Raw genomic sequence first — 10,744 nt, forward strand, 5'->3', positions numbered from 1 at the left:
TCGGCCATCCGTCGGATCGCTTGTCTTGCCGGGAGCAGTCAGCGGAGGATCCGCAGGTTGCGCTCCCGCCACAGCACCACGGCCCCGGCGATCGCCGGCAGGCCGAGCAGCAGGCCCGTCGCCGGGACCGACCACCATCCGAGGCCGGCGACGCCGCGCCGGGCGTCCGTACTGGGCGCGTTTCCTAGCCACCGTGCGCGGGTCCGTACGTGCGCTGCTCGGCAGAATCGAGCGTCGAGGGCCGGCCCAACGTTGCGATCGGCGGCTGCGTGAATGACGTAGCTTCTCTGCGTCGAGCTCGGCCAACGCCACCGCCGACGGCGCCAAGCCACCAGCGGAGCTGTCGGGGTCATGCACCGATCGCCGGCGCCCACCCACCAGCCATTACGACTGGGGCCGTCAGTCCGCTGACAGCCTCAAGCGGCAGCCGATCTCACCGATGCGGCCACCCCGCCGGCCCGTGTTCACGACACTCTGCTGCGCGCTGCGGGTTCGACGACGACGTGTCCGGCGGTTGGGCCCAGCCTTCCTTGGGGCGTCGCCGCCGGTGTCGCGGTGGGGTGCGCCGGTGAGGTGCCGGTAGGCGGGATCAGCCGGTGAGTGTCGCCGGTGTGTGTGGTCCTGCGTGGTTGTCGTGTTGTTCGAGCCATTGCAGGAACTGTTCGGCGGTCATGGGCCTGGAGACGTAGTAGCCCTGGATGGCGTCGCAGCCGATCGCCTGCAGTTGTTGCCAGGTGGCGGCGTCCTCGACGCCTTCGGCGACGATTCGCAGCCCTAGGTGGTGGCCCAGTTCGGCGGTGGAGCGCACGATGATGGCGTCGCGGTCGTCGCTGGTCATGGAAGCGACGAACGTGCGGTCGATCTTGAGTTCCTGCACGGGCAGGGTTTTGAGGTAGGCCATCGAGGAATAGCCGGTGCCGAAGTCGTCGATCGACAGGTGGACTCCCAGGACGTGTAGTCGCTGCACGACGTGCAGGGCCCGGTCCGGGTCGGTCATGATGGCGCTTTCGGTGATCTCGATGGTCAGCAGGTGGGCCGGTATCTGCCAGTGCGCGAGCCGGTCGGCGACCTCGGCGGGGAAGTCGAGGTCGAGCAGCCGGTGGGTGGAGACGTTGACGGCCACGCTGAGTTCGTGGCCGGCGTTGAGCCAGGTACGGCATTGCTGTAGCGCGGTGTCGAGCACGAACCGGGTCAGCGGGGTGATCAGGCCGGTGTGCTCGGCCAGGGTGATGAACTCGCCGGGCGGGATCAGGCCGTGCTGGGGGTGCTGCCAGCGGACCAGGGCTTCGGCGCCGAGCACGGTCGCGGTCCGGGTGTCGACCTTGGGCTGGTAGTGCAGGACGAGCTGGCCTCGGTCGATGCCGCGGCGCAGGTCGCTGGCCAGGGTGAGCTTTTGGGGGTCGGCGTTGTCCTGGCCTGCGGCGAACAGCATGTAGCCGGTGCGCCGAGTTTTGGCGGTGTACATGGCGATGTCGGCGTGTTGCAGCAGTTCGTCGGCGGTGGCGCCGTGGTCGGGATAGACCGCTGCGCCGATGCTGCCGGCGACGGTGAGGCACAGTCCGCCGAGTTCGAACGGTTGCTGCAACGCGTCGTGCAGGCGGGCGGCGACCGCGGTGACGTCGTGGGCGTCCACGATGCCCGGCAGCACCACGGCGAACTCGTCGCCGCCGAGGCGGGCCACCGTCTCGCCGGCGCGCAGCGACTGCCGCATCCGCTCGGCGGTCTGGATCAGCAGCTGATCGCCGTAGTGGTGCCCGAGGGTGTCGTTGATCTCTTTGAACCGGTCGAGATCGATCAGCAGCAGTCCTGTCCCGGTCTGCTCCTGCTGGGCGCGGGCGATCGCCGCGGCGGTGTGTTCGCGCAACAGCACCCGGTTCGGCAGGCCGGTCAGCGCATCATGCGAGGCCTGGTGAGCGGCACGCCGGAAGGCGCGTGCCCGGATCCGGTGCGATTGCCAGGTGAGCGCGACGATGATGCCGCCCGACAGCGCCAGGACCAGCAGCGTGCCGGTGCGGGCCCGGTCGGCGGTCCGGTCGGCGGCGTCTCGGTAGTGCCGGTCGGCGTCGTCGAGTGCGGTGATCAGATCGGCGAACGCCGGGGCGGACCGCGATGCGTCGGCCTGCTCGGCGGCCTGGGGTTGGCCCTGTTCGAGCAGGTCGAACTCCTTGTCGACGGCCGTGTCGTATGCCAGGTATGCCGCCTGTACGGCCTCGGCCGGGCCGTGTTCCGGGTCGCGGAGCGTGAACCGGCCGCCGATGGCGTCCACGGTCCTGTCGACCTGGTCGCGGGTCTGCGCCAGCGCAGGGGACAGCCCTGCGGCCAGGATCGCCTGTGAGCGCAGCGCGTCCTGCTGCCACGCGGCGACTCTCAACTGCGTCAGCAACATCCGCAGCTCGCTGTGCCGTTGCACGTCCTGCTGCAACCGGGTGATCACCACTGCGCTGCCCGCGAGCACGGTCATCGCGGCTGCTACCAGCAACCACACCAGCATCCGCTGACCGGCCATGAGGCCGCGCGTCGGCTTCGAAGTCAATGCCCGCATGGTCGTACTCATCGGCTTCAGCACAGCACATGTGAGGAGCGATGGCGTCGGCCTTGAACGCTGAGGCGATCTGGCCGCAGTCCTTGCTTCTGGACTTTCGCAGCGTTACCGAGGTCCGTGGACATGACAGCTAGGACGTGACGCGGGCGGTGTTCACGCACTCGGCGACGTCCAGCACCAGCAACAGCCGGCCTTCGGTCTTGTACGCACCTGTGACCAGCGCCCGTGACGGGCCGGTCAGTGTTGCCGGTGGCTCCTCGAACAACTGCGCGTCGAGGTCGGCGACCTGACCGATGCGGTCCACCAACAGGCTCACCGGCTCACCGGCGTACCGCACGATCACGTTCATCACCAGGCCGGACATGTCCCGGCGCGGCAACCCGAACTGCACACGCAGGTCCACTGCTGCGATCACCTGCCCGCGCAGATTGAACAGTCCACCGACCGCGTTCGGTGCCATCGGTACCGGCGTGTACTCGCTGTACGACAGCACCTCTTGCACAGCGTCCACGTCCACGCCGAAGAACTGGTTGGCGACCTCGAAGGTGACGAACTGACGACTGGACATGGGTGACTCCCAGGGGTGATGACCGCCGGGGACATGCCGTGACGGATTGCCAGGAGTATCGGAAGACCGAGTACCGAACCAAGGAATCCGGCGTGATCAATCGGACTTCGGCCGGGTCGCCACGGCACGCCTGGCCGGGGCAGAGGTAACCGTGCTGATGGCCGTCCGCGACACCGCGAAGGGCAAGCGGGTCCGCGCGCAGATGCGCGGAGGCATCGAGGTGCATCCGGTCGACCTCACCGACCCGGCCTCGATCCGCGCGTTCGCGCAGTCGCTGGGCAACCGCGGGATTGGCGAGGTGAGCGCGGCCGAACGAGACCAGGTCCGCTCCCTGGGCCAGCCGGCGCTGGGCGTCGTCCCGGGCCGACGGGACGGGACTGTTCGCCGTCGACGGGTTGACGATGAGCGTGCCGGGCCATGCGCGGCGCAGCCCGAGCAGGACTTCGTCGTCGGTGCCGGCCAGGTGCAGGTAAGCCGACGATCGGCCGTTGACGGGTTCTCGTCGTTCATCGTTCCTCTCTTTCCGCCGCGCCGCCGGCGCGGTCGGCTCTGCCTGCCGGGGGCCGAGAACGGCGGAGCCACCGCTCCATGCGTAGTCCGCGATATGGAGCCCGATCTCCATGATGTGATCCCCCTTCTTTTGCAGTGATTGCTTGTCGTGTTCGCTGCCTTACTGCCGGATCCCGGTGCGGGCAGCCTGTTCGACTCGTGCGATGAGCCGGCTGTTGTGGGCGGCGTGGTGGAAGCCCGGGGTGTGGTGGGTCCCGTTCGTGATGTCGCGTGCCAGGCTGGCGTAGACCTCGCCCACGTTGATGGATGCTCCGGTCCAGATGGCGGCGGCGGTGGGGCCGGTGCCGGTGGCGACGGGGCGATCGGGCGCGTCGAAGTCCACGCTGGACGACAGCGTCAGGTCGCCGACCTGAACGCCCGCGGGGTGGTTGCCGGTCAGGGTCAGCCAGCCGTCCGATCCGCGGACTTCGAGGCTGAAGCGGGCCTCGGGTACCGGGACGCCGCCCAGGATCTGCACCCCTACGGGAGCGCCCGAGGTGGTCTTGACGATGGCGTCGAGGTGATCCGGGACCTCCCGGACGGAGGTCTCTCCGGTGTCGGCCAGCCTCACTCGGGGCCAGAGGATTTCCGTGCGGGCATCGATGTCGGCGATGTCACCGAGGATCGCTTCGACTACGTCCAGGACGTGGGCCGCGGCGATCGGCAGCAAGCCGGCTCCGGCCGCCGCCTTGTCGAAGTACTCGTATGCGCTGATCGACTCCGGGCCGTTGCCGAAGGTCGTCGCGGCGACCCGTGCCGACAGCACCCGTCCGAGCCGGCCCCCTGCGATGATCTCTGCTGCGCGGCGCACCGACGGGTTCAGCCGGCCCTGCAGGCCGATCGCGGTGTGCAGCGGGCCTGTCGCGGCGGCCATTTCCTCTGTCTGCGCGACGGTCGCGCCGAGCGGGGATTCTGAATAGACGGCCTTGTTCGCGGCGAGGGCCGCGAGAACGAGGTCGCGGTGGGCCGGGACCTTGACGGCCACGGTGACGAGGTCGATCGACGGGTCGCGGATGAGCTCCAGGGGATCGGCGAACCAGCGTTCGGCGCCGAAGGCTTCGGCCGCGCTGCGGGCGCTGTCCTCGTGGCGGGTCGCCACGGCGGCCAAGGTGTACTGCGGCTGTGCCGCCAGCGCGGGGATGTGTGATGCCCCGGCCCAGCTTGCCTTGGTGTCCGCCCCGATGATGCCTACGCGAATCACTGTGCCTGACATGACATTGAGCTCCGTTCGTCCTCTTGCGGTTCGCGGCACGGCCTTTCCGCGCCGCTCGGTTGATGCACGGCGGGGTAACCCGCCCCGCATCGGCTGTGTCAGTGGCGATCACGGCCATGTCGGCCTCGGCGTGGCGATCGCCGGATGCCGGGGCCAGGTGGTCCAGACGGGCGATCTGGCCGGCGGTGAGCCGGATGCCGTCGGCGGCGGTGTTCTCCTCGAGCCGGTCGGCGCCGCGATCTGCGGTGGTGAGGGGTGGCGGGCGGCCGATGCGCATCACGCTGTGCCGACATTTGAACTTGATGCGTCAACATCGAAGCACACCTTAACTTGATGCGTCAACAACGTGCGGTATGGTTCTCGCATGGCCGAGACCACAGCGAACGGCAGGCGTGCCCACCCGGGGCCGGGTGCCACCAGCGAGGCGTCAGCGACGCAGAGGACCACCAGCGAGCCCACGGAGCCGGTTACTGGAACGCGCTGGCTGAATGAGGACGAGCTGGCGGCGTGGTGGGCGAACTCCGCGATCATGATCAGCCTGCCGGCCGCCCTGGATGCCCGGATGCAGCGCGAGACACCCTTGACGTTCTTCGAATACATGGTGCTGTCGGTCCTGTCCGAGCAACCGGAACGCACCCTGCGGATGAGCGACCTGGCCGCCCGGACATCGGCTTCGCTGTCGCGGTTGTCGCATGTCGTCGGACGGCTGGAGAAACGTGGACTGATCGAGCGGGCCCGGGTTCCCGGCGCCGGCCGCCGGACCGTCGCCACGCTGACCGAGGCCGGTTACCGCGAGGTGGTGGCCGCCGCGCCGGGGCATGTCGCCGCGGTCCGCGAATATCTGATGGACCAGCTCGAGCCGCACGACCTGGCGGCATTGCGCCGCATCGGCACCGCCGTCAATGCCGCCATCAACCGCAACAGGCCGGACACGCCGAGTAGCTGACGCCCGGCACCGCGCCGCACTCACTGCCACCAGCAGCGAAGACGGCACCGCCGAGCGCTGGGCGGGCACAAAGCCGCCGTTCCCGCCCGGACCGTTCGACAATCCCTAGGGCTGTTAGCTTGCCCGGCGGCGCATCGGGTCCTTGACAAGGAGAAACACATGACGACCGAGGACGACGACTGGGGCCCGCTGTTCGTCGGCTCGGTCATCGGGGGACGGAGCCCGGGCAACACCGGCATCGCCACGGCGATCGACCGGCTGTCGCAGATCGTCGAGGGCGTCGGGTGGACCGACCAGGGGGACGAGTCGGGCGTGGACGTGGTGTTCCACGTCGCCGGGCCCCTGCTCGACACCGAGTTCACGGGGGTACGGACCGGCCGGTATGCGCGGCCGCTCCGGCTCGTCGCCGTGCAGATCGCGGTGCCGGCCGACCTGGAGAACCGGCCGCCGGAGGAGGTGCTGCCGATGCTCGCCGACCATCTCGTCGGGGCCACCGAGCTGGCGGCCGCGACCCTGGCGAAACGTAAGAACGCGCTGCCCGTCCGGCTGGCGGTCGACGTCGCCCGGACGGCGTGGGAGGTGGCCCGCACCTGACGCCGGGTTGCGCACCGAGCAGGTCCACGAAGCACGGGGAGGACAAGATGGGCAAGGTCGAGCGCAGGCGGCCGGCGGCCCCGTCGGCCTGATCGCTGACACCGAGTACGGCGGCGCGGTGCTGCACACGTCGGTGGTGCCGGCGGCCAAGGTCCGGGCGGCGCTGTTCCGCACGACGGGATTCCCCACGCGAGGCGTTCGCGCCGGTGAAGTAACGCGTGCTGCGCTCGACCGCCGTCGGAGGCCAACAGTGAACTCAGCCGCGTTCACTGCCGCTGCGGTCGCGCGCGGCGGTGTAGGCGGCGTGCGCCCGGGTCAGGTCGTGGAAGCGGTAACGGCCGGCGGCCGGTTCGCGCAGCAGGTTGGCGTCCAGCAGCTTGTTGAGGATCTGGGTGGCGGAGACCGGCGTGGCGTTGAGCAGGGTGGCGGTGGCGTGCTCGTCGATGTCCGGGCCCGGGTGGCGGCCGAGCACCTGGTAGGCGTACTGCTGTTCCGGACTGAGCCGCTGGTACGACAGGTCGAGGGAGGCGGTGACGCTGCGCTGGCCGGCCTCCAGCTCGGCCAGGCGGTAACGCTTGTCGCGCAGCCGCTCGGCCAGGTGTGCCGGCGTCCACGTCGGGTGTGAGCGCAGCCTGGCCGCCGCGATCCGGATCGCCAGGGGCAGCCGGCCGCACAGCTCGACCAGTTCGGCCAGCAGGCCGGCCTCGTGCGCGCGCGGATCCACGCCGGCGCTGCGGGCGAAGAGCGCGACGGCGTCGGGGACGGTGAGCGTGTCGAGTGACAGCTGCCGGGTGTTGTCGAGTCCGGCCAGCTGGTGCCGGCTGGTCATCAGCACCAGGCATCCGGGTGAACCGGGCAGCAGCGGCGCGACCTGACTCTCACCGGCCACGTTGTCCAGCACGATCAGCACCCGCCGCCCGGCCAGCCGGGTCCGGTACAGCGCGGCCCGGCCGTCGGCGCCGGCCGGTATCTGCGGCTCCGTAACCTCGATGCCGCGCAGCAGGTGCGCGAGCGCCTCGGCCGGTTCCATCGGCTCCGCCCCGCCGGTGTAGCCGCGCAGGTCCAGGTGGAGCTGCCCGTCCGGGTAGCGGCCGGCGATGCGGTGGGCCGCCTCGATGGCGAGGGCGGTCTTACCGACGCCGGCCATCCCGTCGATCACGGTGATCACCAGGTCGTCGGCGTCGCCGGGGCGGTCGAGCAGCGCCAGTTCGTCGACCCGGCCGGTGAACGCCGGTGGGGGAGCGGGCAGCTGGCGCGGCGTCCACCGGGCGTGTGCCTCGGCGGCGGGCAGGGCGAGTGCCGGGTCGGCGGCCAGGATCTGCCGGTACAGCTGTTGCAGCTCCGGTCCCGGGTCGGCACCGAGCTTGTCAGCCAGGTGCTCACGGATGACGGCGTAGTGGTCGAGGGCGTCAGCGGGGCGGCCCGCCGCGTACAGGGTACGGATGTAGGCTGCCGCCAGCGACTCGGCGGTGGGCCGCTCGGCGGTCAGGCCGGCCAGCAGGGCCAGCACCGCACCGACCTCACCGATGCGTACGGAGGTGGCCGCCCATTCCTGTGCGGCGTCGACGTACTGCTGGTCCCAGGCCTGCCGGACAGTGGCGGCCCACTGTCCCGGCAGGTCGGCCAGCGGCGTGCCGCGCCACAGGCCCATCGCCTCGGCGAGCAGCCGCAGGCGTTCGTGGTCGTCGCCGTGGCGTTCGTGGGCCCGCTCGACGAGGCGCCGGAACCGTAGCGCGTCGACCTGGTCGGGTGCCACGTCCAGCAGGTATCCACCGGAGCGGCGCAGCACCCGGACCGGCGGATCCCCGTCCGTCTCCCCGTTCGCCTGTGCCGTGTCCAGCAGCCGTCGCAGCCGGCTCAGATGAACCTGCAGCGTCCGGCGGGCGCCACCGGGCGCCGCGTCCCACACGCGATCGATCAGACTTTCCGTGCCGATCAGGCGGCCGGCGTCGGCGGCGAGTGCGGTCAGCACCAGCCGCTGCTGTGGAGCGCCCGCGTCCAGCGCGCGCCCGGCGGCAACTATCTCGATCGGTCCCAGCAGCCGAATCTGCATCCCCCGCACCCCGCCGCTGCTCGTCCCCGCGCCATCCGCAGGCGGGCTACCTGCCCGTTAGCAAATCAGTAGCGATCTGTACATCGACGAGTCTGACCCTCTACCGGATACCGGCACAAGCCGATGTAGGTCGGATTCCCGACCAACTGCCGCGTATCGGTCGCTGCGCCTGAAGGGAAGCCGATGCGCCTGAGGGGAAACGGAGGCGGGATGCCGGCGGACACGACCTATCCCGGGGTCTATGTCGGGGAAAACTCCACCACGGTAGGTAACGGCACACCGGTGTCCACCGCGACGGCCGCGTTCGTCGGGTACACCCGGCGCGGCCCGCTCAACCAGCCGGTCCGGATCGGAGGCTTCGCCGAGTACGAGCGGTACTTCGGCGGGCCGAGCCGGCACGGTGCGGTCGGCACCGCGGCGCAGCAGTTCTTCGCCAACGGCGGCCTCGCCGCGGTGATCGTCCGAGTGATCAAGGAGGGCAGCGCCGACGAGGCGTCGGTGACGCTCCTCGCCCGCGACCGCCACGACGACCACGGCGATCACGACGACGACCATAACCACGATGATCATGACGACCACGGGCCCGGCCGTCCGCCCCGGCCCGGGCGCCCGCGTGACGCGGCCGCGGACGAGAGCGACCAGCCCGAGCCGCTCGACGACCAGGAAGCCGCCTCCGACCAGGACCCGCGTGACCGTCACGACCGCCCGCGGGATCGCCCGGTGCTCGAGGTGCACGCCAGGGAGCCGGGTCACTGGGGCAACGAGCTGCGCATCGTGATCGACCACGCGACGCGGGATCCGCACGACACCTTCAATCTGTACGTGCTGAACGGTCCCACGGGACACGAGTCTCACCGCGGCCTGTCGATGGACCCGGACCACGAGCGGTTCGCTCCCGACGTGATCAATGCGGCGTCGAAGCTGATCCGGGTGGCGGCGGTGGGACGGCGCCGGCCGAACCCGAACGGCACGCTGTCGCGCGAGTTCGACCGCGACCTGCCCGACCTCGACGGCGACGTCCGGGTGCGCATCGGCGACGAGGAACGCGAGTTCCGGCTCTATCGGCCGCACCACGACGGACCGCCGCCGCGGCACCTGCCGGAGCTGGCCGCGCTGCTGGAACGCAAGCTGCGGGCGCAGCCGGACCGGCCGGGCAGCACCGCGTTCGGCGGCGCGCGGGTGCGTGTCGTCGGCCGCCGGCTGCTGACCGTCGCCGGGTCGCGGGACGAGGCCGACGTGGTGCACTTCTCCGGCGACCACTGTGACCACCTGGGCCTGGAGGCGTTCGCCGCGCCGCCGGTCTTCGCCCTGTCCGGCGGTGACAACGGCGACCCGCCCGAGCCGGGCGACCTGATCGGCGACGAGACCGCCAAGACCGGCCTGCACGCGCTGCGCGACGTCGGGGACGTGAACCTGCTGAACCTGCCCGACCTGGCCGGCTGGGACTCGCTCGAGGACGCCTCCACAGTGCTGGCGGTCGCCGACCGGATCGCCCGCGAGCAGCGCATCTTCGTGCTGATCGACGCGCCCGCCGGATGGACCAGCGTGGCGGCCGCCCGCACCGGCGTCGAGCGGCTCGCAGCGGCGCGCAGCGACCACGCCGCCCTGTACTTCCCGCACCTGATCGTGGACGACCCGGTGTCCGGGCGGCCGTGTCCGGTGCCGCCCGCCGGCGCCGTGGCCGGGGTGATCGCTCGCACCGACGTCGAGCGCGGGGTGTGGAAGGCGCCGGCCGGCACCGCGGCCCGGCTGCGGGGGGTGCGCGCGCTCAGCGTGCCGCTCACCGACCGCGAGAACGGGCTGCTCAACCCGCTGGCCGTCAACTGTCTGCGGATCTTCCCCGGCACCGGGCCGGTGGTCTGGGGTGCGCGCACCCTGGCCGGGGCCGAGGACGAGCAGGCCGGCGAGTGGGCCTACGTGCCGGTGCGGCGTCTGGCGTTGCACCTCGAGGAGAGCCTGTACCGGGCGCTGCGCTGGGTCGTCTTCGAACCCAACAACGAGCAGCTCTGGCAGGCGATCCGGATGGACGTGGGCGCCTACCTGGACACGTTGTTCCGGCGTGGAGCGTTCGCCGGGCGTACGCCTCACGAAGCGTTCTTCGTCAAGTGCGACGCCTCCACGACGACCGAGGCGGACATCGACGACGGTGTCGTCAACGTCGTTGCGGGCTTCGCGCCGCTCGACCCGGCCGAGTTCGTGATCGTCACGATCCGGCAGGTCGCCGGGCAGCCCGCCTACTGAGCCACGTCCACCCCTGAAACCCGCCTGCTGCAGCCGAG

General features: G+C 70.8%; 9 protein-coding genes. 5 read left to right on the forward strand and 4 right to left on the reverse strand.

Annotation, left to right across the window (positions count from 1 at the left end):
- Nucleotides 1–589: 589 nt before the first annotated feature.
- Entirely contained in the window at nt 590–2,554 is a 1,965-nt protein-coding gene (locus AC0NH5_RS34525) for a putative bifunctional diguanylate cyclase/phosphodiesterase (protein WP_474411234.1), read from the reverse strand.
- Between the two features lie 118 nt (nt 2,555–2,672).
- Nucleotides 2,673–3,110 (reverse strand): chemotaxis protein CheW, encoded by a 438-nt coding sequence (locus AC0NH5_RS34530; RefSeq protein ID WP_474411235.1) that lies wholly within the window; start codon nt 3,108–3,110, stop codon nt 2,673–2,675.
- A gap of 151 nt (nt 3,111–3,261) precedes the next feature.
- Here AC0NH5_RS34530 and AC0NH5_RS34535 point away from each other — a divergent pair, with 151 nt between their 5' ends.
- Nucleotides 3,262–3,759, forward strand: a complete 498-nt coding sequence (locus tag AC0NH5_RS34535; RefSeq protein WP_474411236.1) for a hypothetical protein — start codon at nt 3,262–3,264, stop codon at nt 3,757–3,759.
- Nucleotides 3,760–3,780: 21 nt separating this feature from the next.
- Here the strand turns inward: AC0NH5_RS34535 and AC0NH5_RS34540 are convergent, their stop codons facing one another.
- Nucleotides 3,781–4,962 carry a Gfo/Idh/MocA family protein gene (locus AC0NH5_RS34540; protein ID WP_474411237.1) on the reverse strand — a complete coding sequence of 394 codons (1,182 nt, stop codon included), beginning with the start codon at nt 4,960–4,962 and terminating at the stop codon, nt 3,781–3,783.
- Between AC0NH5_RS34540 and AC0NH5_RS34545 the strand changes: the two genes are divergently transcribed.
- The 3 genes from AC0NH5_RS34545 (at nt 4,871) to AC0NH5_RS34555 (ending at nt 6,412) form a co-directional block, all read left to right on the forward strand.
- Complete coding sequence (locus AC0NH5_RS34545; protein WP_474411313.1) at nt 4,871–5,206, forward strand: hypothetical protein; 336 nt, start codon at nt 4,871–4,873, stop codon at nt 5,204–5,206. The genes AC0NH5_RS34540 and AC0NH5_RS34545 overlap by 92 nt on opposite strands.
- 30 nt (nt 5,207–5,236) lie before the next feature.
- The gene (locus AC0NH5_RS34550) at nt 5,237–5,818 is read left to right on the forward strand and encodes a MarR family winged helix-turn-helix transcriptional regulator (protein ID WP_474411238.1); all 582 of its coding nucleotides are present in this window, start codon (nt 5,237–5,239) and stop codon (nt 5,816–5,818) included.
- A 159-nt stretch (nt 5,819–5,977) separates the two neighbouring features.
- Nucleotides 5,978–6,412: a hypothetical protein gene (locus AC0NH5_RS34555; protein WP_474411239.1), complete on the forward strand. Its 435-nt coding sequence runs from the start codon at nt 5,978–5,980 to the stop codon at nt 6,410–6,412.
- A 256-nt stretch (nt 6,413–6,668) separates the two neighbouring features.
- Here AC0NH5_RS34555 and AC0NH5_RS34560 read toward each other — a convergent pair whose 3' ends face one another.
- On the reverse strand, nt 6,669–8,465 hold the full coding sequence (locus AC0NH5_RS34560; protein WP_474411240.1) for an AfsR/SARP family transcriptional regulator: 1,797 nt from the start codon (nt 8,463–8,465) through the stop codon (nt 6,669–6,671).
- A gap of 210 nt (nt 8,466–8,675) precedes the next feature.
- On the opposite strand from AC0NH5_RS34560, the gene AC0NH5_RS34565 reads away from it, so the two are divergent.
- The gene (locus AC0NH5_RS34565) at nt 8,676–10,706 is read left to right on the forward strand and encodes a phage tail sheath family protein (RefSeq protein ID WP_474411241.1); all 2,031 of its coding nucleotides are present in this window, start codon (nt 8,676–8,678) and stop codon (nt 10,704–10,706) included.
- The last annotated feature ends 38 nt before the right edge of the window (nt 10,707–10,744 follow it).

This window comes from Actinoplanes sp. 13, from assembly GCF_056134165.1.

Excerpts from the sequence above, each read along its gene's own strand:
- AC0NH5_RS34525 (WP_474411234.1), bottom strand. The coding sequence starts at position 2,554 with ATGAGTACGACCATGCGGGCATTGACTTCGAAGCCGACGCGCGGCCTC.
- AC0NH5_RS34530 (WP_474411235.1), bottom strand. The coding sequence starts at position 3,110 with ATGTCCAGTCGTCAGTTCGTCACCTTCGAGGTCGCCAACCAGTTCTTC.
- AC0NH5_RS34545 (WP_474411313.1), top strand. The coding sequence starts at position 4,871 with ATGACATTGAGCTCCGTTCGTCCTCTTGCGGTTCGCGGCACGGCCTTT.
- AC0NH5_RS34540 (WP_474411237.1), bottom strand. The coding sequence starts at position 4,962 with ATGCGGGGCGGGTTACCCCGCCGTGCATCAACCGAGCGGCGCGGAAAG.
- AC0NH5_RS34550 (WP_474411238.1), top strand. The coding sequence starts at position 5,237 with ATGGCCGAGACCACAGCGAACGGCAGGCGTGCCCACCCGGGGCCGGGT.
- AC0NH5_RS34555 (WP_474411239.1), top strand. The coding sequence starts at position 5,978 with ATGACGACCGAGGACGACGACTGGGGCCCGCTGTTCGTCGGCTCGGTC.
- AC0NH5_RS34560 (WP_474411240.1), bottom strand. The coding sequence starts at position 8,465 with ATGCAGATTCGGCTGCTGGGACCGATCGAGATAGTTGCCGCCGGGCGC.
- AC0NH5_RS34565 (WP_474411241.1), top strand. The coding sequence starts at position 8,676 with ATGCCGGCGGACACGACCTATCCCGGGGTCTATGTCGGGGAAAACTCC.